Here is a 22,760-nt window from a genome sequence, read left to right on the forward strand (position 1 = left end):
ATTACCTATTGAATTTGAATTTCCGGAATTACTTCACAGCCTTGATTTTTGGCTTCCGTTTGCATCAAGGCAAATGGAAGGGGTGTTCAACCTTGGGAGCAAATGTAGGAAAAGGGATATCCCACAGGTTTTCGGACTGATCCCTACTTTTTGGCTTGAGCAAGGACCGCCCGAACTGAGCCATGTGTTTTCAATAACGATCGGGCTTCTTCTTCTGAAATATTCAATTCGGCCATGATCATGCGAGCTCCCCTGAACTCCAGTTTTTGATTGCTCAGTTGCATGTCCACCATTTTATTTCCCCTGATCCTTCCTAACTTGATCATTACGGAAGTGGAAAGCATATTCAGCACCATTTTTTGGGCCGTTCCTGATTTCATTCTGGTACTTCCGGTAATGAACTCCGGCCCAACAGCCACCTCAATAGCATACTCACAGGCCTGCCCAATCTTCGACCCGGGACTACAGGTAATAGCCCCGGTGAGTAAACCTTCCTCTCGCGCCTTCTGAATACCTCCAAGGACATAGGGAGTACTACCGGATGCGGCCAACCCTACAATACTATCCAGTGAACCAATGCTGTATGCTTCTAAATCTTCCCAGGCCTTTTCTGTATCATCTTCGGCAAATTCGACAGCTTTTCGAATAGCACCATCTCCGCCTGCTATGACGCCAACCACAAGTTCATCTGACACGCCAAATGTAGGTGGGCATTCAGAAGCATCCACCACACCCAACCTGCCACTGGTTCCAGAGCCAATGTAAAACAATCGCCCTCCATGTTTCATCCTTTCAGCAACGGCATCCACCAGCACAGCAATCTGTGGAAGGCATTGTTGAACCGCCAGAGCAACTTTAGCATCCTCCTGATTAATGGATTGCAATATTTCTTGCGTAGACATATTTTCAATGTCATTGTAAAGAGAACTATGTTCGGTCGAGGGGAGTTTATCCATATTGTTGGTGATATTTGATCAGATCATCCATTGGTGACTGCAGCACCATGTCGATATATAAGTCTTTTTCGGAGCCTACCTTCCTCAACATCTCATCAAAATGATGAGCGATAGACCCTGTGAAACGCCATTTAAGATCCATTAACCTTGGATCATTGTTATACATACTCTTAAAAAACATCCTAAGTCCGTCATAGACCATCTGGTAAACATACGGATGTTTTTGCTGCATACTTAGAAACTCGCAAAAGCCGGCTATAACACGGTTAGGGTGATCCTCTTTATAGGCTATATCCAATGCCCTCAATTCATCAAAATCAGGAAACTTGAAAAGGAAAGCCTTTTTAACTTCCTCAGGAACCTGTCCCCTCAATAAGGCTGCAATAAAGGTTTTCGCCAGATAAAATCCGCTCCCCTCATCTCCCAACACATACCCCAGGGATGGAACACGCCTCACAATTTCTCCATCAACACACTCTCCCAGGGCAGCACCTGTTCCCAACACACCAATCATCCCATGTTCCTTTCCAAAGGCTGCACGCGCTGAGGCGGTAAGGTCTGATCGTACATGTATCTCACTATCACTGAAAATAGATTTGAGAATTCCCTTAACTACCTCTGCCCGATCTTCTGAAGCAACACCGGCTCCATAAAAATGAAGGGTATCTATTTCAGAAATCCAATCTGCAAACTTCTGAACAACCTCCTTTTCAAACTGAATGAAGGTTCCGGAGTTTGGGTTCCAGCCGACCGTATTCAGAAGCTTTATCCCATCAGGACTTAAAAGGCACCAATCCGCCTGTGTGGCTCCTGCATCTACTATTAGCTTCATGGGATCAATTCTCCTATTTGTTCAAATTTCTCAAATACTCTTTCGGTATGAGGTGCGTCCGGTAACTCATCGGTAAGGTCCTGCCCAGCCCAATGCTCATAATGCTTACCTTCTCTCCATAATCGACTTTTGGTCACATCATATATGCGACCCTGATAGGCGATCCATACTTCTTCTCGATCTGACCCATTCCTGAGCGCTAACTGGGATTTTGTGATCTGCCTCATTTGAACGTCACTATCGTTATGCCACTTCCTCCAAAATCCACATGTTCATCCACAGCCGACGCAACGCTTTGATGTCGCCTCAGGTGATTTCTCACTAACTCCCTCAATACACCATGCCCCTTGCCGTGCAATATCCTTACCTGATCGGTTCCAAGCATCAAAGCCTGGTCGATGTACTCATCCACTTTTCCCAGTGCCTCTTCTGCTCTCACCCCCCTAATATCCAGTTCTCCATTAAATTTCGACATCTTCTCCAGCATATTGACACCTCCAACCCTACTCGATTTCTTCTTTTCTCCCGAAGAAGCAGATTTGCTGGTTTTTTCTAATTTCTTGAGATCAATGAAGGAAATGATATTTCCAAAACGCACCTGCGCCTGCTTGCCTTTTAGGTGCATCACTTCACCGGCAGTATCCTGACCGATGATCGTTACCGCATCACCAGGTTTGATCTCCGCCTTCTTAGCCGCCTTGGGCTCTCGCTCCTCCAGACGTTGCTTTTTAAAGGCTTCCAGCCCCTCTCTTGCCTTCCTGGTCTGTTCTTTATCTGCCTTTTGTTCCTTGATCTGGCGTATGGTGCCTTCAATTTTCTTGTTGGCTTCAGCTAATATCTGACGAGCCTCGTTCTTGGCTTTTTTAAGGATATCTTTTCGCTCCTCCTGCACCATTTTTCTCACCTCCTCATAATCCTTTCGGATCTCAAAGATCTCTTTTTCGCTCTTCTCTGCCTTCTTATTGAGTTGACGATACTTGTTTCGTTCCTTTTCCAGATCATTCAGCAAAAACTCATAATCAACCTGGTGACTACCGATCTTGGTTTTCGCATCTTCAATCAGGAGTTTAGGGAGTCCGATCTTTTTTGCAATTTCAAAAGCGAAGGAACTTCCCGGCTTGCCTATTTCCAGTTCAAATAAGGGCTCCAACTCTGCTACATCATATTTCATGGCTCCATTGATCACCCCCATATTGTTTTCAGCAAATTTTTTAAGGTTTTGATAGTGCGTGGTCACCACTCCAAAGGCCTTTTTTCGATGCAATTCGTTTAGGATAGACTCGGCAATGGCACCACCAAACTGAGGCTCGGTCCCTGTACCAAACTCATCTATCAGGAACAAGCTATCTCTGTCAGCCATTTCATTGAAATACTTCATGGCTGTAAGGTGAGAACTGTAGGTACTTAAGTCGTTTTCAAGTGACTGAGTATCTCCTATATCCAGAAAAACACTTCTGAAAATTCCAAATTCAGACCTTTCATCTACCGGCACCATGAATCCGCACTGAAACATATACTGGATCAGGCCAACTGTTTTAAGTGCTACGGATTTACCCCCGGCATTTGGTCCGGAGATAACCAGGATGCGATTTTCCTGCCGATTGAGTCTCAAAGAAAGTGGTATGGTCGGCTTTCCACTGGCATTATGAGATAACCACAATAAGGGGTGTCGAGCTTCCATCCAGTGTACCACCGGATATTTCTGCGTTTTTGGTTTGACGGCCTCTATCTCTTGTGAAAAAACAGCTTTGGCATGTATAAAATCCAATAAACCAAGAAAAAAAGTACCCTTCTCAATATCCTTTAAGGAAGACCTTAATAAATCGGTCAGCCTTGTAAGGATTCTTGCAATCTCCCGACGTTCCTGATAGAGTAATTCCCTAACCTCATTGTTCAACTGAAGGGTATCAGTTGGTTCCAAATAGACTGTTTGACCGGTAGAGGATTCATCATGGACAAACCCCTGGATTCTGCGCTTATTCTCAGCCCTAATTGGAATCACCAATCGACCTTCTCGAATGGTCACAATACTATCTTCGTCAGTCAGCTTATCATGTATCGCCTTCTTAAGAATCTTGTTGATAGCTGTTCGAACCTCTCTTTCCTTTTTGACAAGTAGATTGCGAATTGCTTCAAGTTCGGGACTGGCATTATCTCTCACCAGACCTCTTTCATCTACGATTCGGTCTATCTCATTGATCAGGTTCTGATCGGAAATAAAGCCAAGCGTAAGCTTAAATAGTTCAGGTGATTGGGTTTGACGTTTTTTGAGGAACTGAGTCCACTCATACAACGTACGAAGTGTGGATTTAATAATCCCAAATTCTTCCGCCTGGAGAAATACTCCGGCAACTTTAGAGCGCTTCAAAAAGGCTCTGATGTCCATGAATTCCCTCGAAGGCACATTTTCTCCTCCGGAAAGAATTTGAAGCATTTCATCCGTCTGGTTCAACCAGAGCATGACCTCATCTAATTTCGATGACGGCTTCACGCGGCTGACATACTCTTCTCCGGCCGGGGTATGGCATTTCTGCCTCACCATTTCCAGCACCTGATCAAACCCTAACTTATTCTCGTAATCCTTGGGGAATATCAGCATAAACTATTTTAACGTCGATCTTTTCTCTCTACTCAGCAAAGTGTCTACTACCTCATTGTACACCTTCTCAAATTTCTTTGGATTGGAAAAGTAGTGCTTTAAACTATTCTCGTACTGCTCAGGTGAGATATTCAAACTATCCAACAACATAGTTTCATAGTGCTGATAAAGCTTTTCAGCCGAATCACTTTTAAGGTACAATTTATAAATCTTAGCTTCCAAAATATGAACTTCGGTCATTACCCTTGCCATCTCAGATTTACTCAACACTTCACCGTAATCTTCCGTATTGTTTTGAGAGCAACCAAGAAGCAGCAATAGACCTATAACAAGTATTTTCTTCACAGGATTCTTTTCATGATACAAGATACATGACAGTTGATTTTCAAATGTCTAAAAATTCAGAACGAGGTTTTCACACATTTTAACATGTCAAACCTCCAAAACTGTTCAATTGATATATTTTTGAATCCCAAAATTACTCCGCATGAAGGATATCCTCAAAAAGCTCCGTAAATATGAGATCAGAATCCGAAAGGCGATCAACTCGCAGATGCAAGGGGACTTTCATTCTATCTTCAAAGGATCCGGTTTGGAGTTCGACGATGTGCGTTCTTACCAGTACGGGGATGACATTCGAACTATCGACTGGAACGTAAGCGCAAAGGGGCATGGAACCTTTGTGAAAACCTATATCGAGGAAAAGGAACAAACTGTACTTTTTGTGCTGGATGTGTCTGCATCTCAGGAAATTGGCGAAGAAGGCAACCAGAAAATTGACCTTGGAAAAGAGTTGGCTGCGCTATTGTCTATGTCGGCCATCAAGGAAAGTAGTCAGGTTGGGTTGTTATGCTTTTCGGACCAAAAGGAAAAATTCATCAAGCCGGCTAAAGGGTCCAAACACATGTATCAAATTCTTTCGGGAATATTTAACCTCAAGCCCAAATCCCGAAAAACTAATCTGGATTTAGCTATCAGAACAACGCTGAGCTTGCTTAGGAAAAGAGCCGTGATCTTCCTTATTTCTGATTTCATCGATGAAGGTTTTGAACATAGCATGAAAGGTTTGGCAAGGAAGCATGACCTTGTTGTCATTCAACTAAAAGACAAGCGAGAAAGCGCCATGCCCGGACTGGGTATCATTCCTTTATTTGAAAAAGAATCCGGAAAAACCGTATGGATCAATTCTTCCTCCGGTGACTTTAGAAATACTTTCAACAATACGAACAAGAAAAATAGTGATCAACTCGAAAGTTTTTGTAGCAGAAATGATGTGAACTACGTTTCCATCGAGACGGGTGAAGATTATGTCCCGAAACTTATCAGGATGTTTAGACATAGAAATAAATCGAGTATTCAACGTGCGAAATAACCTACTCCTCTTTTTATTGGTGTTGCTTTCTCTGAACTGCTTTTCGCAAAAGCTGGAAGTCAGAGGTGGTTTTGTTCAGGATCATTTCGAGCTGGGGGACGAAGTGCAGTATTATCTGACTGCCACCTATCCTGACCACATGAACCTGTTCTTTCCCGACAGCACCTACAACTTTTCCCCTTTTGAGTATTCTGCAAAGAACTATTACCCTTCTAAAAGGCTACCTTCAGGCCAGGTTTATGACACAGCGATCTATACCCTTCAATGCTACGAAATAGACCCTTCTCAGGGGCTCAGCGTGCCTGTGATCATCCTTTCACCTAAAGGGGACAGCACCAAAATATTTACTAAAGCGGATACCATCTTATTCTACGAACTGGCACCAGTGGTGACTGACACCACCAGCCTCCGCACCAACGTGGCCTACACAGAGGTGGATACCCTATTCAATTTTCCGCTTTTGTGGATCTCCCTGGGAGTGGTGGTTGTGTTAGCACTGGTCACATTCCTGATCTTTGGCAAGAAAATCAGGAGGATTCTCAAACTCAAAAAATTGAAAAAGGACTACATCCGCTTTTCAGAAGAACTCACTCAATACATCCGTACATTAAAAGAAAACCCTGATAAAATTACGGCTGAAAGAGCCCTTGTGTCCTGGAAAAATTTTTCAGAGCGGCTGGAAGACAAACCTTACTCCAGAATGACTACCAGGGAAATTCTTGGCTTTGGCTACACAGCAGAATTAGACGAGCCGCTTAGAGGCATTGACAAATGCATTTATGGAGGCGCTACAGACAAAGAGCTGTATCGACATTTTCAGAGTATTGAGGACTTTACTCAACATAGATATACAATAACAGTAGACGAGATCAAAAACAGCAAATAGAATGGTATTGGCAGATTCTATGTTTTCACTTCGATGGTTCCGACCTGAAACACTACAATCATTTGATTGGGAGGCTCCTTTCTGGTTTTACCTGATCCCGGTAGCAATTCTCATCTTACTGATCCGCTGGTTGGTTATTCAAAAACTGACCCGGAAAATGCCGATTGCATTGATCAAAAAGGATATCAAAAACGATCCAATTAGCATATTAAGGTTTCTACCACCGCTGCTTTTTGCATTAAGTCTGCTATTAATAATTGTGGCTCTGGCCCGGCCTCAATCCACCAATGAGCAGGTGGAACAGTGGAGTGAAGGAATTGATATCATGCTGGTCATAGATATTTCTCAATCTATGGAACTACAGGATTTTGAACCCAACCGCCTTCAGGCCGCTAAGGAAGTGGCCGAAAACTTCGTGAAAGGCCGTTTTCAAGACCGTATTGGATTGGTCGTATTCTCAGGAGACGCTTATTCCCGTGCTCCTTTGACTACAGATTATGACTTGCTCAACAACTACATTGATGAAATTGAATTTGATCTAATCGAAAACCGTGGAACGGCCATAGGCAGTGCCATAGCCGTGGGCACCAATCGCCTCAGGGAATCAAATTCTAAATCACGCGTTATGATTCTTTTGAGTGACGGTGAAAATACCGCCGGCAATATTGACCCAATTACCGCGGCGAAGCTTGCCCAGGCTTACAATATCAAGATCTATACAATTGCCATCGGTAAAGAAGGTCGGGTACCTTTCGGGCGAGATCCATTTGGCCGGGTTCGGTACGTGGAGAACAATCTGGATGAAACCACCCTTAGAGAGATTGCCAAAATTGGAAGTGGTAACTTTTATCGTGTAACCGACAAGTCCGCTTTGGAGCAGGTATTCTCACAGATAGACCAACTTGAGAAAGCTGAGATCAAAGAATCCCGATACAAGGACACTACCGATTTCTATCTCATTTATTTAAAATGGGCTATTCTTCTCCTTCTATGCTGGCTTTTGCTAAAGTCTACTTTCATGACGAATGCCCTTTCTGATTAATCTGTATCATTAGCTACCTTGACATAAATCATTGATAATTAGCGCTTTTTTTCTTAAATAGAATAAAAAAAAGGCCATGAAAAATAGATATATCGGGTATTTAGCATTTCTGATCTTCGCTTTTAGTTCATTTTACCTTGGCTCCAGAATTCACCTGACCTACGCATCACACCATTCATCCTTGAGTGATGATAATATGGAAACCGATATGTACCTGCAAAACGCACGGTATTATATTCACGATAATGTCTTTGATCGAAGCACTTACCACATTGATCAGGCTAAAAAATCACTGAGACGATTGGAAGAGGATATTGACATAGAAAGTGGACAGGAGATAGAAGATGCCATCAACTCCCTGAATAAGATTGAAAGAGAGATCGTTGAAAATAAGTTTGAACCTAGTGACATGAATAAGGCCTTTGCTAAAACTCTGGAGACCGTAGCACTGGCCGAGTTGAGAATTTCTGAGCGATATGCTGAATCCGCCAATTTAGATATTGCTCAGGTGGCCCTAAAATATGCTAAACTGCACCTTAGGAACGCCATGGAATACGAGCATCTGCCCAATAAAACTTATGATCTGAAGGTTTATCAGCAAATTGACTCTCTAATCGAGTCACCGGAGATTTCACCCATAGAGATTTCAAACAAACTGGATGAAATGATCCGTGAAATGAATGAGATTATTGCTTTGAACGATAATTGATTATGGGATCATCGAAGTGACCTGCACTCCGTTTTCGAACAGGTAAAAAATTATTCGTATTCCAAATAGAATAAGGATAAGTCCAACTGATCGGTTCATGATCAAAATAGACCTTGGAGTGATCACTGACCTTAGTCGATTGGCTAGAAAAGCCTTCGCCAGATCCATGGTCAGGATGGTAGTCAAGACTCCTGAAAAGAAAATTATTTGCTGATTAAGCGAGTAGTCGTGTTTTACACTAACAATGCCAATAATACCAATCCAAAACAGCAAGATAAATGGATTCAAACCATTCAGTAGTATCCCTTTTAGAATATACTTTAAATGGCCTGAGTCAATTTTACTATCAGATGTGACCTTATAAATTCGAGGTTTCCTATACCAGCTATAAATACCGTAAGCGATCAAAACTATAGTGCCGCCTATAGCAATCCACATCCTTACCCCGTCTCTCTCCAATAGAGACATGAGCCCAAACACGGAACAAGCAACGTAAATAATGTCACTCAGGGATATCCCCACTGCCAAAAAGATAGCCTTGCTCAGCCCTTTCTGAACGCTCGTCTGAATCAGGGAAAAGAAACCCGGACCAAACGAAAAGATGAAAATCAACCCGAATATCAGCCCATTGATATATGGTGGCATTAAACTCTGGTTAGGTGATGATGGTTTACCAAAATATACCTCTAATAATGTTAGAAGGCAAGATGTCCACTTATATGCCTCAAAGTCATGAGAATTCCGTAATCATCTTAGCGACGCAAACTTAATAACATCCCTAATAAGTTTAAGCTATGTCAAGGTATTTGTATTCTGCTATCAACCAAATTAAAGACATCCCGGGTTCACTTTCATCGGTACCAAAACCTCAATAAATCACTTCATTTAAAAAGGATAATAATTACTGATTATCTACACGTTAGGAACTTATCGCAATTATTTGATGGCCGCAGCAAATCAATCACTCCTCCTTCTCTAAGATTAATTTTATTTTTGAGGATGGTCGATATTAAACATAACATAGACTCAATATTAAGGGAAATTGATGGTCGCAATTGCACACTGATTGCAGTCAGCAAAACCAAGCCTAATGAGCTAATTCAGGAGGCATACAATAGCGGGCAAATTCACTTCGGAGAGAACAAAGTTCAGGAGCTTGCTGGCAAGTATGAAATTTTACCTAAGGACATCAAGTGGCACATGATTGGTCATCTTCAGCGTAACAAGGTAAAGTATATTGCTCCCTTTGTTCATTTAATCCATTCTGTTGACAGCGAGCGACTACTGAAAGCCATTGATAAAGAAGCGAGAAAGGCAGGACGTGTTATTGATTGTTTACTACAAGTTCACATCGCGGAAGAGAGCACCAAATTTGGCTTCGATGAGGAAGAATTGTTATCCCTCCTTCACTCCGATGAGTTTGCCAATCTGAAGAATATCAATATCAAGGGGCTGATGGGCATGGCTACTTTTACAGAAGACCAAGAACAAATAAGAAGAGAGTTTTCAGGACTAAAAAAGCTTTTTGATAAGATCAAAAATGGAGTTTCAGTCGATAATATTTCCATGGATGAATTATCAATGGGAATGAGCGGAGATTACATGATTGCCCTCGAATGCGGGTCTACCATGATACGTGTAGGAAGTTCAATATTTGGTGAGAGAAATTATGCATAAGAAAATATTAATTACGGGAGCTACTTTTTCATTCCTGGCAATTGCCATCGGTGCTTTCGGAGCTCATGGCCTCCATTCCATATTAGTGGCTTACGATAGGGTCGGCACGTTTGAGACTGGAGTACTGTATCACATTATGCATGCCCTGGCGATTCTTATTGTGGGGCTTACGGAAACAAAAAAGCCGAGTAACTATTTCCGTTACTCGGCCTGGATCTTTTCTATTGGTATTTTGATGTTTAGCGGTTCCCTTTACCTTCTTGCAACGCTTAATCTTCCTTTTTTAGGAATGATTACCCCCATCGGTGGGTTGGCTTTTCTGATCGGCTGGGCAACCTACATTTTGGGATTGTTCAGGGAGTAGCCTCTTTCTCAGTCTCTTCAGTAGCCACTGGAGCTTTAGGAAGAACATTCGCAGTGATTTTCACCTTCTCGATGCTATTGGTAGCATTGGAATTGATCGTGATCACTTTGTTTTGCATTCCCATCTTACCAGTACTGTTAAATCTCACTATCAAATCCGCGGACTCACCCGGGGCTAATGGGTCTCTGCTCCAATTTGGCGCTGTACACCCACAAGTGGTTCTTACACTGGCCAAAAGCAAAGGCTCAGTTCCGGTATTTTTATATTTAAAAGTATACTCTACTCTATCTCCTTGCGTAATGTCACCAAACTCGTGAAGTTTTTCTTCAAATTCAATTTTCGGTCCTGTTGCTGGTTCCTCTTTTGCTGTTTCTGTAGCGTCCTGAGATTGTGCGTAAACACCAAAACCAATAAATAGAACAAATAGTACTGGAATAATTCTCATGCTTTTTAACTTTTTATTTTAGACAAATCTAACGAACTCTGCTTACATAAGTTTTAAACTATGGTTCAAGATATCAATCCATTTTCGGGGTCTGTCCGTGTTCGTGTATGCGGATTACTCGAAGAGAAAGACAAAATTTTACTCTTGAAACATGAAGGCCTGGGCTCCGCCGGATACCTGTGGTCACCCCCTGGTGGTGGGGTTGAATTCGGGCAATCGATAAAAGAAACTCTGAAAAGAGAGTTTCTCGAAGAAACCAATTTAAGCATTGATATTGAACATTTTATGTTTGTTAATGAATACATTGATAGCCAGTATCATGCCATTGAGCTGTTTTTCAAAGTAAAAAAAATTAATGGCCAACTAAAGCTGGGAAAAGACCCGGAATTGGCACCGAACAAACAGATATTAAGTGATGCTCAATTTATCAGTATTATGGATTTGCAAAAAATGGATCATACTACGATCCACAATTCTTTATTAGATTGCACCTCATCTGGGAAGCTTTTTCAAAAAAATGGCTTTTTCGCCTCTGAGAACAAATAGCCATTATTGCCTTTCCTCAGAGATTAGAAAATCTTTATTATTGTAAAAATCTAATAACCGATAGACAACAAATGAATACCACAAAGGCTCTGACAATCGTGTTTGGAATTATTGCTGCTGGTTTGGCATACTTCCTTTACAACTCGATTAATTCAACCATAGAAGAAGGCAAAAGAATCGAAAAACTTGAAGCCAGAATAATCGAACAGCTTAAAATGATCCGAGAAGCAGAAATTGGATATGAAGCTGTAAATAAGCAATATACAAGTGACTGGGAAAAACTGCAGGCGTTTGTGGATACCGGCACATTTTATATTACATTAAGAAAAGAATTCATTGTCACATTAGCTTATGGTGCGGATAGTACCTACGTTGAAATTGACACGCTTGGGTCGGTCGCTGTTAAGGACTCTTTGTTCAAGAAAGAAAAGTGGCCAAGATTTGATCTGGCAACATTACCAATTGTCCCAGGAAGTGAACCTCCTGTAAAATTTGACATCTGGGCAGATAAAATTGACAAGAGCGGTGTGAAAGTGAATGTAATTGAAGTCGTGAACCCTAAGCCGGTTGACAAAACAAGAGATCCGGAAAGTGAAATTCCTTCAAGAAGACCGCTTCGATTTGGATCAAGAACGAACGTAACTACTGCAGGTAACTGGGAGTAAAATTTTGAGTACAGCAGTCACATCAGGATTTAAACTATTAAAAAGAGTAAAGGCTTCTTCCTTTGATTCGAAGAGCCTGCACTCTTATACTTTATGCCTGCTGATTGGCGTTAAAGACTTTCAATTTGCTGCAATAACAGGACAGAATTCCTGTCTCTATATAGAGGATTACAAATTAGAAGGACTCAAAACCATCAATGACCGGCTAACGATCATTAAGGAAATCTTTAACAAACATCCTCTTCTCCGATCTTACAAATGGGGCAATATCAAGCTCTGCTTTAAGAGTCAAAAATTCTCACTCATCCCACATAGCTTTTTTGTTCCTGAAAGAGCAGGTGATTACCTCATCCTGAATAATGAGGTTAACACTAAGGCTGAAGGCATATTTTATTACCGGCAAATTCAAACTGAGGCAGTAAATGTCTTTGCTGCCGATAAGAAGGTGATTGAGTGGGTTCGAAGTATTTATCCCGGAAAGTCTCCGCAGGTACTGCATCAGGGTAGTGTCCTTTTAGAAGGAGTGCTTAAATATGATGACCACTCTCATGAAACAATGGTATTTGGCTTCATCGACAGGGGTTTACTCCACCTGATCGCTTCCAAAAAAGGGAAGCTTCTTTTCTACAACCAGTTCGTGGTTACTGCGAGTGACGATTATCTTAAATACATATTAACTGTATTTAAAGAGCTTAGGCTCAACCCAAAAGAAGTCAAATTAATTCTTTGGGGCATCTTCAACCCCAATTCTGATCACATTACACTGATCAAAAAATACGTACGGCACATCACTCTTGGTGCCAGACCTAATTTTGTAAAATTCCCTGAAGAGTTTTCAGATTTGCCTGATCACAGGTATTTCGATCTTTACAGCATCTTTCTTTGTGATTAATGAAAAGAATAGCTCTTTTTCCCGGATCCTTTGACCCCTTCACCAAAGGACATGAAGATATAGTATTGAGAAGCCTCAAGCTTTTTGATGAGGTCGTTGTGGCCATAGGTCACAATACCAAAAAACAGCGGTATTTTGATATTGATCTGATGCTCGATAAGATCAAATCGGCATTTAAGGATTACCCAAATGTGAAGGTGGTTTTGTATGACGAGCTCACCGCAAAACTGGCCGAGAAATTTGATGCCTCATTTCTAGTAAGAGGACTCAGAAATACTACTGACTTTGAATACGAAAACAGCATCTCTCAGATCAACAAACACCTCAATGTTGGATTGGAAACGGTATTCCTGATTACTTCTCCAGAGCTTGCCCCTATCAGCTCAAGTATTATCAGAGAAGTGCACAAGTACGGGGAGGATGTTTCCGCATTCCTGCCTTATGATCTGTGAACGACCTTTAGCATCTTGTGATATTCCTGAATCACCACTCTAATGGATCGATAGCTGTCATATAATGCAGCTCTCAACTCCGTCAAAGTCATCCATTTTGCTTCCTTGATATTTTCTTCCGCCTGGGGAGCCATTTCTGAGTCATCAAGGCATTTCATCCAATACCAATGAGTCTTCTTTAGGATGTACTTTTTATTGGTCACATAGGTGTGCCAGGTGGTACAGATCTTCTCTATGATTTCGGCTTGCACTCCTGTCTCCTCTTCCACTTCCCTGACTGCGCATACCCGCTTTTTCTCTCCTTTGTCAATTTTCCCCTTAGGAATGTCCCATCGCCCCTTTCTATAGATCAGGAGTGTCTTGCTGTTTTTGTCTACCACACCCCCAGCTGCTTCAATGACTTTAAACTTCGTTTTGATGTACTTGATGGCTACATCCTTTTTGTCGCTGGCAAAGGTGATAGAATCAACATCCTTCAACTTACTATCCGTCATTAGACGAAGCAGCTCATCAATCTTATTTGGCTCGCAGTCATTAATCAAGACATCATCAATCAAATGCTTTTTATTGATCTTTTTGCTGCCATCTATGACCTTACCGAACTTCTTTTGCTTAGAAAGATGTTCTCTATCCACAATACTAACGGGGATATCGTTAATATATATTTTCAAAGTAGGTTAGCTTTGTTCTAGATTCAATTTCAAATATATTGGGGAGGAGTTAATTATCTGCTTTTCCCATCATTAAATAAAAATAAAATTCATGTCTGTCAATAAATTCGATACGCAACTGGCAAAACAAATTGCTTCCGAATTGCTTGCCATAGAAGCCATTAAAATAAACCTTGAAAACCCTTATACCTGGGCTTCAGGGTGGAAATCACCTATTTATTGTGATAATAGACTGAGTCTCTCCTTTCCATCCACTCGTACATTGATAAAAGAATCACTGGCGAAATTGATTAAGGAAAAATATCCTAATGCGGAGGCCATCGCAGGAGTAGCCACCGCCGGAATTCCTCAGGGGGCGTTAGTGGCCGATTACCTTGACCTGCCGTTTATTTATATCCGGTCAAAATCAAAAGCTCATGGCCTTGAAAACCAGGTAGAGGGCTTAACAAGACCAGACCAGAAAGTAGTCATTCTTGAAGACCTGGTCTCTACGGGGGGTAGCTCGCTACAGGCTTCCGAGGCTATCCGCGCTGCACATATGGAAGTACTCGGAATGGTTTCCATTTTCACCTATGGCTTCCCTATCTCCGTAGAAAATTTCAAATCTCACAACATTGACCTTTGGTACCTCAGCGACTACAATACGATGATTGATCTGGGAATGGAAAACGGATCTCTTATTGAAGATCAACTGGCCACATTGAAAGCGTGGAGAACAAATCCAGCCCAATGGGGTAATGAAGTAGAAGAAACGGCTTAAAACTTCTCTTCTATACCAAGTCCGAATAAAGCAAAATCATATTTAACTGGATCCTTAGGGTCCAGTTTTTTTAGCTCTTCAGTAAGCTCAATAGCTGTTTGCCAATCCGTTTGCTTCCGGGTGATCAACCCCAGCTTTCTGGCAACACGATCTACATGCACATCACAAGGACAAATAAGTTCTGAAGGCTTTATGCGCTTCCATAGCCCAAAATCTACTCCTCCAACATCCTCTCTAACCATCCAACGCAAAAACATGTTGATCCGCTTACAGGCTGATTTTTTTCGGGGGTCGGGAATATGCTTATAGGTTCTTGTCGGATGGTCAGGCAATGAAAAGAAATAGGAAAAATGGTGCGAGAGGCCTCGCTCTGCGTCCCATGGTTGATAGCCCCCTTGCAAAAAGGCATCTTCCAGAGATTCATATTGAAGATAATGCCAACGAAAATAATGAATGAAGTAAAGCGCATCGGTAGCATTGTAGGTTCGGTGCTTAAACGCTAAAAAGGGCTTTAATTCCGTCTCCTTATGATTCATGATGAACTCATATGGCGCATTATCCATTAACTCAAAGAATTCACGGCATTTGTTAATAATGGTCTTTCGCTGTCCCCATGCGAGCACCGCAGCCATAAAAGCAGCAATTTCAATGTCCTGTTTATGATGAAATGAATGCGGAATACAAATGGGATCATTTTCTATAAATCCCGGAACATGGTATTGAAGGAACTTTTCATCCAAAAAGTCCTTTAACTCTTCACTCCTCATAATAAGAGATTTCCACTCTTGTTTGAGGGTCTATGACCCCCAGGCGCTCAAAACATATTGGTGTAAGGCGAATGAGGGTGTTTTCGTTTAATCCGGTATCGGGGAGTTTGCCCACGATGCGAACAAATATCTTCTTGTTGTTCATCAGATTACGTACTTCAACCATCGTTCCCACCTTGAGTGTACGATGCATTGCCAGATACTTATCGGTGTCTATCACACCCTCAATGGATTTGGCTACTCCTTCCTCATAGATCTTGACAAAACCACTAACATCCTCCACCCTTCTTTTCTTGCCATAATTGGTTGTCTCAACCATTTCAGGAATCGATTGTGCCTTCTTATCCAGATTCCCTCTTATCAATAGCATTTGACCAATTGCGAGATAAGTATTGGGAAGCTCATTCCAGATGATAATACTATCGGGATGCACATCATATTTTTTCGCTATGGTCTCCAATCTATCGCCAGTTTGCACATAATATTCTGTAAATCCCGGCTTCGATTCCTTTGCTGCGATGGATGTTGTTTCCTTCTCCTCTTTTTCTGTTTTGGTATTTGGGGAAATGTTTTTGGATCCACCCTTTTCTACAAGCAATTCCTGTCCAATATCCAGCGAGTTCCCTTTCAACTTATTCCATGACTTTAAATCAGATACTGAGACACCATACATTTTGGATATGCTGTAGAGCGTTTCTTTTGATTTAACAATATGAGTTTTCGTTGATGATGATTTAGCAGGTTTAACCTCCGTGTTAGATTTCTCAGAAGCTAGTCTTCCGGTGGGAATCACGAGTAATTGTCCGAGCGATATGTTGTTATTTTCTATATTATTAGCACTGACTATGGCAGAAAGTACCGCTCCATATCTTTTCGAAAGAGCGTACAAGGTTTCACCCTGGTCCACCTGATGTATGATTACCTGTTCACCATTTCTGTTTTCCATACGTAGGGAATCGTAACCATACAGACTGGTAAAAAAAGTTGCGAGCAGCACTACCAAAGAGAAACTATATCTTAATTCCATTAACCTGTTTTGAATCTGCGATAAAAATTAAAAAACCCGATTGGATCAAAAAACCTCCGGACGCATAGCCGTCCAATCCTGTATCCTGAACAGCCCTGAGTATTTCCTCTCCATCCTTGTTCACGAGTAAGTACCTATCAAATTTAGCACCAGAACGAAGGTAATAGCTAAAAATGATCGTAGAACCTTCCTCATAATACTCGACGCCAAGTTGGATATCTTCTTCCAAATACTCCTTACATAGCTCAAAAATCTCTGACCCCATCGGAGCAAAAACCGGAGCCATGCCCCCTGAATCTTCTGATTCAATGAAACCATCATCGCTCTGAGTTAACCGCTGTGTCTCACAGTTATAGCTTAAATAGGTTTTCTTAGAAGGATCCTGAGGGTCACTATACTGGATTATTGCAAGGTCTCCAGATTGGATACCGTGTAAGGTAGACCACCAATCGATCACTTCAATATTTAAGTAATCGGATATTTCAAACGTTTCCAGATCGAAAACCAAAAAGGAAACTGATTGATCCTCTTCATTTCGAACCTCCAGAGCCAGTTGTCCATTCTTATGATCTGCTTTTAACTGCCAAATCTTGCCTACTATATCAAAAGAAAAATCGAAACTGAGATGGTGCTCCAACTGATTTAGGTAATTTTATCCGAGTGCACCCCAAAGGTATAAAGAGTGCCACGGCTTAGCTTGTTTTTACCAATGCAATCTTAAATCATGATCCAAAAAATCGTTGTTCTGTTCTTATTGACATGGAGTTTCTTAGCCCACGCGGAAGACGAACCCCAAACAAAAGTATTATTACTTCAAATACAGGATAATATTGACCCCAGAACCAACCGATACTCTGAACTGGGACTTGAAAGAGCCAATGAAATCAATGCCGACATCGTTATTCTTGAGTTGGACACCTACGGAGGTGCGCTGAATGATGCCGATGAAATACGTACTCGTATTCTGAACTTCGAAAAACCTATATATGCCTTCATCAATAAAGATGCGGCTTCAGCGGGCGCTTTGATCTCAATTGCCTGTGATAGTATTTACATGGCAAAAGGCTCTTCCATTGGCGCGGCTACAGTAGTCACCCAGGATGGTTCCGCAGCGCCGGACAAATACCAGTCTTACATGCGTTCTATCATGCGTTCGACTGCTGAAGCAACAGGTAGAAATCCTGCCATTGCTGAAGCCATGGTAGATGAAGACATTAATCTCGACTCTATAGCCACCCAGGGCAAAGTGGTGACCTTTTCCGTTTCAGAGGCCATCAAATGGGGGTTTTGTGAAGCGCAATTAGATCGGGTTGAAGATATTATGTCCAGAATAGGCATTGAGAATTATGAAATCATCACCTATGAGCCCAGCGCTACTAACAAGGTCATCTCTTTATTCCTTAATCCATTTATTAGTGGTATCCTGATCATGATCATTATTGGTGGTATCTATTTCGAGTTACAAACGCCAGGGGTAGGCTTCCCAATACTGGCTTCTATAATAGCCATGATTTTATACTTCACTCCATATTACTTAAATGGCCTGGCTGAAAACTGGGAATTGGTCGCATTCGCTTTGGGAATTGTACTCATTGGGCTGGAAGTATTTGTAATCCCTGGATTTGGCATTGCCGGCATATCAGGAATCATACTCACACTTGGATCATTGATTCTTTCCATGCTCAATAATCAACAGTTCGATTTCCAATTTGTCAATTTGGATGAGGTCTTCGTAGCCATAGTGACTACCCTACTCGCCTTATTGGGTTCTGTCATTGTCATGGCTTTTGGAGGAGTTCGTCTTACCAACTCTAAAGTTTTCCAGAAAATTGCGCTGGCAGATACACAGGAAACAAGTCAGGGATATTCTTCAAGCTTTTATAAGGGAAAGTCCATGGTAGGTAAATCAGGCAAAGCTTATACCATTCTAAGGCCGAGTGGCCGCATTGAAATTGAGGGGGAATTATATGATGCCTTTACACGAGGAGAATATATCGAAGAAGGACAGGAGATCGTGGTGATTTCAGACGAAGGCACCTCATTGAAAGTAAAAAAAGCAAACTAATTATTAGATGACATCATTTCTAAGAGCCCTGACCTGGGGCTTTACCATTGTAGCCATTATCCTTTTCTGGTTGTCTATCAGAAGCGAAAATGATCAGGTGATGTATACCCTTGCGGCATTAGTTGCCTGGTTGCTTGGTCAGGGAGCTCACCTCTGGTACAAAAAGAACAAACCTAAAGACGAGTCTCAATAATTGAAACCAAAATAAAACAGCCTACAAGGTTGACTTGTAGGCTGTGATGAATTTTGTAAGGCGGACCAAAAAGTGGAAGTGTTTGCTAATGCTAGCCGAGGGAAGTACTTTTCTCCAAAATCACTATTTTCTGCATGATCATCTGGGCCTCTCTGCGCACCTTAGAAGCTGCTTTCGAGTCAGTTTGATCAAGCTCCAGAGCTTTATTGGATAGTTTGGTATACTTCTCCTCTAACTTCTCTTTTTTGGTTTTAGAACCGAACAAATTGAACATAACTTTAGAAAGATTTATTTTAATAACAGATAATGCTAAGTTAAAAAATAATTTTGCATTAATCAAATAAAAAATATAATTAATTTAATTTCGATAATCTGCCCAATTAAAGACGGAGCGCAATACCTTGATGCACTCATTGAATCCGTCCTGCTTCAATCCTTCACAGACTGGGAACTTATCTTTATCGATGATCACTCATTTGACAGCACCCTATCCATCCTTAAAAACTGGTCTCAAAAGGACTCAAGAATTAAGGTTTTTGATAACAATGGTCATGGTATCATCGATGCACTGAAAACAGCACTCAATGAAGCATCTGGCTATTATATTACTCGAATAGATGCTGATGACCTCATGCCGGCTGATCGTCTTTACCTTATGAAGGAGAAGCTGGATCAATGTGTTGGACCCACCATTGTAACCGGACTTGTAAAGTATTTTTCTGATCAACCCATAAGCGAAGGCTATCAAAAGTATGAGCAATGGATCAACCAAATCAACCTCAGTAATTCCCAATGGAAGAATATTTATCGTGAGTGTGTTATCGCCTCCCCTAACTGGTTAATGAAAACTGATGAATTAAGGGCCATTGGAGGGTTTGACCAACTCACCTATCCCGAAGACTACGATTTAGTTTTCCGGTGGTATCAGCATCGATTTGAAATCAAGACGATGAATCATGTCACCCTATTTTGGCGTGAACATCCTGATCGAACTTCAAGAAATTCGAATCACTATGATCAGGAACACTTCTTTAACCTGAAAATCCGGCGTTTCATTGAATTAGACTGGAATAGTGAACCTGTCATCCTATGGGGCAATAACATCAAAACTCAACTTTGTAGCCAGGTATTTAAAGCACACGACATTCCGTTTCAGAAACTCATAATCTCCAACTATCAATCGATCGAAGATCATGCTGATTCACAACTACTCGTCAGCGTGTACCCCGAACCAGAGGAAAGGAATCAAATGGAAGGATATCTGAAAAAAATCAACCGCCACCAGGGAAAAGACTGGTGGTATGTCTAAACAAATTAGGTGTTGTACCAGTTGATTCAGTCAAATTACGACAATGGCTGTTTACACACTTGAAAGAGATCAATTACTAAAAGCAACTTTAGCAGAGGTCTGGAATTTTATTTCTTCACCTGAAAATCTCAAAACCATCACGCCTGATTACATGGGTTTCGATATCCTCTCCGAAAACCCGCTTCAAGAGATGTATGAGGGCATGATTATCCGATACAAAGTCAGTCCCCTCTTAGGCATCAAAACGACCTGGGTTACGGAAATTACTCATATCAGACACCAACAATTCTTCATCGACGAGCAAAGAATAGGACCTTATAAGCTCTGGCATCACCAACATCATATCAAAGAAACCCCTGAGGGCATATTGATGAAGGACATCGTCCATTATAGCCCTCCCTTTGGTTTTTTAGGGGCTGTTGCAAATTCGCTTATGATTAAAAGTAAGTTGAACGAAATCTTCGACTACCGATGGAATAAGCTTGAGGAGATATTCCCTGTCTGAGAAATCATGCCATCTCTACATGTTCTGGGTAAAAAACACTTGTATATTTGATAGACAAATACCGAAATTCGCACCCGCAAAAAACCACGGAAAATGGCTAAAGAAAGGATTGTCAATATCGGCTTAGTTCAAACCTCCTGTAGCAAGGATTTGGAGGAAAATATGAACAAGGCTATTAAAGGAATTGAGGAAGCAGCAGCTCAGGGAGCACAAATCATCTGTCTTCAGGAGTTATTCAAATCGCTTTATTTCTGCGATGTAGAAGATTATGATAATTTCAATCTTGCCGAAGCGATCCCAGGTCCTACTACCGACATATTTTGTGCACTTGCTAAAAAACTAAATGTGGTAATCGTCGCTTCCCTTTTTGAAAAAAGAGCCGAAGGACTCTACCACAATACTGCTGCCGTCATTGATGCAGATGGGAGCTATCTGGGCAAATACAGAAAAATGCACATTCCGGATGATCCTGGTTATTTCGAAAAATTTTATTTCACTCCAGGCGACCTGGGATTTAAGGTATTCCAAACCAAATACGCAAAAATTGGGGTATTGATCTGCTGGGATCAATGGTACCCAGAGGCCGCCAGAATCACTTCCCTGATGGGCGCTGAAATGCTCTTCTACCCTACTGCCATCGGATGGCATGAAAGTCAGGATGAACGCACCAACAAGGAACAGCATAATGCATGGCAAACCATTCAGCAATCTCATGCTGTAGCCAATGGTGTTCCCGTCATCGGGGTAAACAGAACGGGAGTAGAAGGTGAAATGCAGTTCTGGGGCGGATCGTATGTAACGAACGCCTTTGGCTGGTTAGAATATAAAGCACCTCATCTGGAAGAGATTATTAAAGTCGTACCGGTCGACCTAAAACAATCAAACAATTACAGGGTGCATTGGCCATTTCTTCGTGACAGACGAATAGATGCTTATTCTCCAATCGAAAAGCGCTTCATTGACGAGTAATGACAAATTCAACACCGAAAGAAGCTGGTTTTATATTTCCGGCCGAATGGCATCCGCACCGTGCTACGTGGCTTAGCTGGCCACACAATGTAAACTCCTGGCCAGGGAAAATCGAGAAGATTTACCAGCCTTATGCTGAATTTATCAGACTGGTTGCGGAAGGTGAGCGTGTCTGCATCAATGTAGCAGACTCCAAAATGGAATCCTTTGCCCGCAAATGTCTGGAGGAAGTGAATGCAGACCTTAGTCAGATTGATTTTTTCCATCATCCAACTAACGATGCCTGGTGCCGAGATCATGGGCCAGCCTTTGTGATTAAAAAGGATGAGAAGGCGATTGTCAATTGGGGCTATAATGCGTGGGGTGAAAAGTACCCACCCTACGACCTCGATAATCAAATCCCAGGGCTCGTTGCAGACAAACTGGGCTTAGAAGTGTACAACCCGGGCATAGTGATGGAAGGTGGTTCTGTTGAATTCAACGGAGAGGGCATTCTACTCACCACAACTGCCTGCTTGCTCAACCCGAACCGCAATCCACATCTCAACCAATCTCAAATCGAGGATTACCTAAAGAATTACTACGGCGTAAAAGAAATCTGGTGGATCGGAGATGGCATAGTAGGTGATGACACTGACGGCCATGTTGATGATATCACGCGCTTTGTCAATCCAAATACTGTGGTAACTGTAGTGGAACCAGATGAAGAAGACGAAAATCATCAGCCACTTGCGGAAAACCTGGAATTGCTTAAGAAATTTCAAATGCCTGACAGCTCACGGCTAAACGTGGTGGAACTTCCCATGCCTAAGGCTGTGATTTATGAAGACCAACGACTACCGGCTTCATACGCCAATTTCTACATCGCAAATAAATATGTCGTAGTTCCTACCTACAAAGATCCTAAAAATGACCCCATTGCCCTGGAAATCCTGCAATCATTATTCAAAGACCGAAAAGTGGTTGGGATCGACTCTACAGATATTGTATGGGGATTAGGTAGTTTCCATTGCCTGAGTCAGCAGGAACCTTCTCTATAAATAGCGTTAGGTCATAA

Annotated in this window: 29 protein-coding genes; 17 read left to right on the forward strand and 12 right to left on the reverse strand. The window is 41.7% G+C overall.

Translation table 11 applies throughout. From position 1 onward, the window contains the following. Positions 1 to 143: 143 nt before the first annotated feature. From murQ to NXR94_RS12075, 5 genes are read right to left on the reverse strand one after another with little or no spacing between them, the layout of a single operon-like run. A complete protein-coding gene (gene murQ / locus NXR94_RS12055; RefSeq protein WP_258104886.1) occupies positions 144 to 956 on the reverse strand; it encodes an N-acetylmuramic acid 6-phosphate etherase in 813 nt (270 codons plus the stop codon). Continuing rightward, positions 949 to 1,788, reverse strand: coding sequence for a hypothetical protein (locus NXR94_RS12060; protein ID WP_258104887.1), 840 nt, complete (start codon positions 1,786 to 1,788; stop codon positions 949 to 951). Before NXR94_RS12060 ends, murQ begins: the two co-directional genes overlap by 8 nt. Beyond that, positions 1,785 to 2,015 (reverse strand): cytochrome b5 domain-containing protein, encoded by a 231-nt coding sequence (locus NXR94_RS12065; protein ID WP_258104888.1) that lies wholly within the window; start codon positions 2,013 to 2,015, stop codon positions 1,785 to 1,787. The genes NXR94_RS12060 and NXR94_RS12065 overlap by 4 nt, the downstream gene beginning before the upstream one ends. Further along, positions 2,012 to 4,387: an endonuclease MutS2 gene (locus NXR94_RS12070; protein ID WP_258104889.1), complete on the reverse strand. Its 2,376-nt coding sequence runs from the start codon at positions 4,385 to 4,387 to the stop codon at positions 2,012 to 2,014. Before NXR94_RS12070 ends, NXR94_RS12065 begins: the two co-directional genes overlap by 4 nt. Positions 4,388 to 4,390: 3 nt before the next feature. Beyond that, a complete protein-coding gene (locus NXR94_RS12075; protein WP_258104890.1) occupies positions 4,391 to 4,732 on the reverse strand; it encodes a DUF4296 domain-containing protein in 342 nt (113 codons plus the stop codon). Between the two features lie 142 nt (positions 4,733 to 4,874). Here NXR94_RS12075 and NXR94_RS12080 point away from each other — a divergent pair, with 142 nt between their 5' ends. From NXR94_RS12080 to NXR94_RS12095, 4 genes are all read left to right on the forward strand, one after another. Next, the gene (locus NXR94_RS12080; RefSeq protein WP_258104891.1) at positions 4,875 to 5,759 is read left to right on the forward strand and encodes a DUF58 domain-containing protein; all 885 of its coding nucleotides are present in this window, start codon (positions 4,875 to 4,877) and stop codon (positions 5,757 to 5,759) included. Next, the gene (locus NXR94_RS12085; protein WP_258104893.1) at positions 5,749 to 6,645 is read left to right on the forward strand and encodes a hypothetical protein; all 897 of its coding nucleotides are present in this window, start codon (positions 5,749 to 5,751) and stop codon (positions 6,643 to 6,645) included. Before NXR94_RS12080 ends, NXR94_RS12085 begins: the two co-directional genes overlap by 11 nt. A 1-nt stretch (position 6,646) precedes the next feature. Next, the gene (locus tag NXR94_RS12090) at positions 6,647 to 7,687 is read left to right on the forward strand and encodes a VWA domain-containing protein (protein ID WP_258104895.1); all 1,041 of its coding nucleotides are present in this window, start codon (positions 6,647 to 6,649) and stop codon (positions 7,685 to 7,687) included. Between the two features lie 76 nt (positions 7,688 to 7,763). Then, the gene (locus NXR94_RS12095) at positions 7,764 to 8,396 is read left to right on the forward strand and encodes a hypothetical protein (RefSeq protein ID WP_258104896.1); all 633 of its coding nucleotides are present in this window, start codon (positions 7,764 to 7,766) and stop codon (positions 8,394 to 8,396) included. Here the strand turns inward: NXR94_RS12095 and NXR94_RS12100 are convergent, their stop codons facing one another. After that, complete coding sequence (locus NXR94_RS12100) at positions 8,397 to 9,041, reverse strand: LysE family translocator (protein ID WP_258104897.1); 645 nt, start codon at positions 9,039 to 9,041, stop codon at positions 8,397 to 8,399. Between the two features lie 354 nt (positions 9,042 to 9,395). Here NXR94_RS12100 and NXR94_RS12105 point away from each other — a divergent pair, with 354 nt between their 5' ends. Further along, on the forward strand, positions 9,396 to 10,073 hold the full coding sequence (locus NXR94_RS12105; protein ID WP_258104898.1) for a YggS family pyridoxal phosphate-dependent enzyme: 678 nt from the start codon (positions 9,396 to 9,398) through the stop codon (positions 10,071 to 10,073). Continuing rightward, positions 10,066 to 10,437, forward strand: a complete 372-nt coding sequence (locus NXR94_RS12110) for a DUF423 domain-containing protein (RefSeq protein WP_258104899.1) — start codon at positions 10,066 to 10,068, stop codon at positions 10,435 to 10,437. Before NXR94_RS12105 ends, NXR94_RS12110 begins: the two co-directional genes overlap by 8 nt. On the opposite strand, the gene NXR94_RS12115 is transcribed toward NXR94_RS12110, so the two are convergent. Further along, entirely contained in the window at positions 10,427 to 10,882 is a 456-nt protein-coding gene (locus NXR94_RS12115; protein WP_258104900.1) for a DUF1573 domain-containing protein, read from the reverse strand. The two genes, NXR94_RS12110 and NXR94_RS12115, sit on opposite strands and share 11 nt — an antisense overlap. A 60-nt stretch (positions 10,883 to 10,942) precedes the next feature. Between NXR94_RS12115 and NXR94_RS12120 the strand changes: the two genes are divergently transcribed. From NXR94_RS12120 to coaD, 4 genes are all read left to right on the forward strand, one after another. Further along, positions 10,943 to 11,428, forward strand: coding sequence for an NUDIX hydrolase (locus NXR94_RS12120; RefSeq protein WP_258104901.1), 486 nt, complete (start codon positions 10,943 to 10,945; stop codon positions 11,426 to 11,428). A 71-nt stretch (positions 11,429 to 11,499) separates the two neighbouring features. Then, entirely contained in the window at positions 11,500 to 12,093 is a 594-nt protein-coding gene (locus NXR94_RS12125) for a hypothetical protein (RefSeq protein WP_258104902.1), read from the forward strand. A 4-nt stretch (positions 12,094 to 12,097) separates the two neighbouring features. After that, positions 12,098 to 12,985: a DUF3822 family protein gene (locus tag NXR94_RS12130; protein WP_258104903.1), complete on the forward strand. Its 888-nt coding sequence runs from the start codon at positions 12,098 to 12,100 to the stop codon at positions 12,983 to 12,985. After that, positions 12,985 to 13,437: a pantetheine-phosphate adenylyltransferase gene (gene coaD, locus NXR94_RS12135; RefSeq protein WP_258104904.1), complete on the forward strand. Its 453-nt coding sequence runs from the start codon at positions 12,985 to 12,987 to the stop codon at positions 13,435 to 13,437. Before NXR94_RS12130 ends, coaD begins: the two co-directional genes overlap by 1 nt. Here coaD and NXR94_RS12140 read toward each other — a convergent pair. Further along, entirely contained in the window at positions 13,425 to 14,108 is a 684-nt protein-coding gene (locus NXR94_RS12140) for an NUDIX hydrolase (protein ID WP_258104905.1), read from the reverse strand. The two genes, coaD and NXR94_RS12140, sit on opposite strands and share 13 nt — an antisense overlap. 91 nt (positions 14,109 to 14,199) lie before the next feature. On the opposite strand from NXR94_RS12140, the gene pyrE reads away from it, so the two are divergent. Continuing rightward, positions 14,200 to 14,868 (forward strand): orotate phosphoribosyltransferase, encoded by a 669-nt coding sequence (gene pyrE, locus NXR94_RS12145; protein ID WP_258104906.1) that lies wholly within the window; start codon positions 14,200 to 14,202, stop codon positions 14,866 to 14,868. On the opposite strand, the gene NXR94_RS12150 is transcribed toward pyrE, so the two are convergent. From NXR94_RS12150 to NXR94_RS12160, 3 genes are read right to left on the reverse strand one after another with little or no spacing between them, the layout of a single operon-like run. After that, positions 14,865 to 15,635, reverse strand: a complete 771-nt coding sequence (locus tag NXR94_RS12150) for a TIGR02757 family protein (protein WP_258104907.1) — start codon at positions 15,633 to 15,635, stop codon at positions 14,865 to 14,867. The genes pyrE and NXR94_RS12150 overlap by 4 nt on opposite strands. Next, positions 15,625 to 16,662, reverse strand: coding sequence for a LysM peptidoglycan-binding domain-containing protein (locus NXR94_RS12155; RefSeq protein WP_258104908.1), 1,038 nt, complete (start codon positions 16,660 to 16,662; stop codon positions 15,625 to 15,627). The genes NXR94_RS12150 and NXR94_RS12155 overlap by 11 nt, the downstream gene beginning before the upstream one ends. After that, positions 16,646 to 17,299: a DUF4905 domain-containing protein gene (locus tag NXR94_RS12160; protein WP_258104909.1), complete on the reverse strand. Its 654-nt coding sequence runs from the start codon at positions 17,297 to 17,299 to the stop codon at positions 16,646 to 16,648. The genes NXR94_RS12155 and NXR94_RS12160 overlap by 17 nt, the downstream gene beginning before the upstream one ends. Positions 17,300 to 17,386: 87 nt before the next feature. On the opposite strand from NXR94_RS12160, the gene NXR94_RS12165 reads away from it, so the two are divergent. After that, complete coding sequence (locus tag NXR94_RS12165) at positions 17,387 to 18,727, forward strand: nodulation protein NfeD (RefSeq protein WP_258104910.1); 1,341 nt, start codon at positions 17,387 to 17,389, stop codon at positions 18,725 to 18,727. 7 nt (positions 18,728 to 18,734) lie between these two features. Next, positions 18,735 to 18,920, forward strand: a complete 186-nt coding sequence (locus tag NXR94_RS12170; RefSeq protein WP_258104911.1) for a hypothetical protein — start codon at positions 18,735 to 18,737, stop codon at positions 18,918 to 18,920. 91 nt (positions 18,921 to 19,011) lie between these two features. On the opposite strand, the gene NXR94_RS12175 is transcribed toward NXR94_RS12170, so the two are convergent. Further along, a complete protein-coding gene (locus tag NXR94_RS12175) occupies positions 19,012 to 19,194 on the reverse strand; it encodes a Lacal_2735 family protein (protein ID WP_258104912.1) in 183 nt (60 codons plus the stop codon). 96 nt (positions 19,195 to 19,290) lie between these two features. Between NXR94_RS12175 and NXR94_RS12180 the strand changes: the two genes are divergently transcribed. From NXR94_RS12180 to NXR94_RS12195, 4 genes are all read left to right on the forward strand, one after another. Next, positions 19,291 to 20,229, forward strand: coding sequence for a glycosyltransferase family 2 protein (locus NXR94_RS12180; protein WP_258104934.1), 939 nt, complete (start codon positions 19,291 to 19,293; stop codon positions 20,227 to 20,229). 43 nt (positions 20,230 to 20,272) lie between these two features. Further along, positions 20,273 to 20,734, forward strand: coding sequence for an SRPBCC family protein (locus NXR94_RS12185; RefSeq protein WP_258104913.1), 462 nt, complete (start codon positions 20,273 to 20,275; stop codon positions 20,732 to 20,734). A 93-nt stretch (positions 20,735 to 20,827) separates the two neighbouring features. Next, a complete protein-coding gene (locus NXR94_RS12190) occupies positions 20,828 to 21,703 on the forward strand; it encodes a carbon-nitrogen hydrolase (RefSeq protein ID WP_258104914.1) in 876 nt (291 codons plus the stop codon). After that, positions 21,703 to 22,743: an agmatine/peptidylarginine deiminase gene (locus tag NXR94_RS12195; RefSeq protein WP_258104915.1), complete on the forward strand. Its 1,041-nt coding sequence runs from the start codon at positions 21,703 to 21,705 to the stop codon at positions 22,741 to 22,743. Before NXR94_RS12190 ends, NXR94_RS12195 begins: the two co-directional genes overlap by 1 nt. The last annotated feature ends 17 nt before the right edge of the window (positions 22,744 to 22,760 follow it).

It is taken from the genome of Marinoscillum sp. MHG1-6 (assembly GCF_024714475.1).
GTDB lineage: Bacteria > Bacteroidota > Bacteroidia > Cytophagales > Cyclobacteriaceae > JAMZMI01.

What these genes read in the sequence shown, in the direction of transcription:
- murQ (WP_258104886.1), bottom strand. Translation starts at nt 956, where the DNA reads ATGGATAAACTCCCCTCGACCGAACATAGTTCTCTTTACAATGACATT.
- NXR94_RS12095 (WP_258104896.1), top strand. Translation starts at nt 7,764, where the DNA reads ATGAAAAATAGATATATCGGGTATTTAGCATTTCTGATCTTCGCTTTT.
- NXR94_RS12105 (WP_258104898.1), top strand. Translation starts at nt 9,396, where the DNA reads ATGGTCGATATTAAACATAACATAGACTCAATATTAAGGGAAATTGAT.
- NXR94_RS12190 (WP_258104914.1), top strand. Translation starts at nt 20,828, where the DNA reads ATGGCTAAAGAAAGGATTGTCAATATCGGCTTAGTTCAAACCTCCTGT.
- NXR94_RS12165 (WP_258104910.1), top strand. Translation starts at nt 17,387, where the DNA reads ATGATCCAAAAAATCGTTGTTCTGTTCTTATTGACATGGAGTTTCTTA.
- NXR94_RS12150 (WP_258104907.1), bottom strand. Translation starts at nt 15,635, where the DNA reads ATGAGGAGTGAAGAGTTAAAGGACTTTTTGGATGAAAAGTTCCTTCAA.
- NXR94_RS12080 (WP_258104891.1), top strand. Translation starts at nt 4,875, where the DNA reads ATGAAGGATATCCTCAAAAAGCTCCGTAAATATGAGATCAGAATCCGA.
- NXR94_RS12120 (WP_258104901.1), top strand. Translation starts at nt 10,943, where the DNA reads ATGGTTCAAGATATCAATCCATTTTCGGGGTCTGTCCGTGTTCGTGTA.
- NXR94_RS12065 (WP_258104888.1), bottom strand. Translation starts at nt 2,015, where the DNA reads ATGAGGCAGATCACAAAATCCCAGTTAGCGCTCAGGAATGGGTCAGAT.
- NXR94_RS12195 (WP_258104915.1), top strand. Translation starts at nt 21,703, where the DNA reads ATGACAAATTCAACACCGAAAGAAGCTGGTTTTATATTTCCGGCCGAA.
- coaD (WP_258104904.1), top strand. Translation starts at nt 12,985, where the DNA reads ATGAAAAGAATAGCTCTTTTTCCCGGATCCTTTGACCCCTTCACCAAA.
- NXR94_RS12115 (WP_258104900.1), bottom strand. Translation starts at nt 10,882, where the DNA reads ATGAGAATTATTCCAGTACTATTTGTTCTATTTATTGGTTTTGGTGTT.
- NXR94_RS12110 (WP_258104899.1), top strand. Translation starts at nt 10,066, where the DNA reads ATGCATAAGAAAATATTAATTACGGGAGCTACTTTTTCATTCCTGGCA.
- NXR94_RS12125 (WP_258104902.1), top strand. Translation starts at nt 11,500, where the DNA reads ATGAATACCACAAAGGCTCTGACAATCGTGTTTGGAATTATTGCTGCT.
- NXR94_RS12175 (WP_258104912.1), bottom strand. Translation starts at nt 19,194, where the DNA reads ATGTTCAATTTGTTCGGTTCTAAAACCAAAAAAGAGAAGTTAGAGGAG.
- NXR94_RS12090 (WP_258104895.1), top strand. Translation starts at nt 6,647, where the DNA reads ATGGTATTGGCAGATTCTATGTTTTCACTTCGATGGTTCCGACCTGAA.
- NXR94_RS12060 (WP_258104887.1), bottom strand. Translation starts at nt 1,788, where the DNA reads ATGAAGCTAATAGTAGATGCAGGAGCCACACAGGCGGATTGGTGCCTT.
- NXR94_RS12170 (WP_258104911.1), top strand. Translation starts at nt 18,735, where the DNA reads ATGACATCATTTCTAAGAGCCCTGACCTGGGGCTTTACCATTGTAGCC.
- NXR94_RS12185 (WP_258104913.1), top strand. Translation starts at nt 20,273, where the DNA reads ATGGCTGTTTACACACTTGAAAGAGATCAATTACTAAAAGCAACTTTA.
- pyrE (WP_258104906.1), top strand. Translation starts at nt 14,200, where the DNA reads ATGTCTGTCAATAAATTCGATACGCAACTGGCAAAACAAATTGCTTCC.
- NXR94_RS12100 (WP_258104897.1), bottom strand. Translation starts at nt 9,041, where the DNA reads ATGCCACCATATATCAATGGGCTGATATTCGGGTTGATTTTCATCTTT.
- NXR94_RS12070 (WP_258104889.1), bottom strand. Translation starts at nt 4,387, where the DNA reads ATGCTGATATTCCCCAAGGATTACGAGAATAAGTTAGGGTTTGATCAG.
- NXR94_RS12155 (WP_258104908.1), bottom strand. Translation starts at nt 16,662, where the DNA reads ATGGAATTAAGATATAGTTTCTCTTTGGTAGTGCTGCTCGCAACTTTT.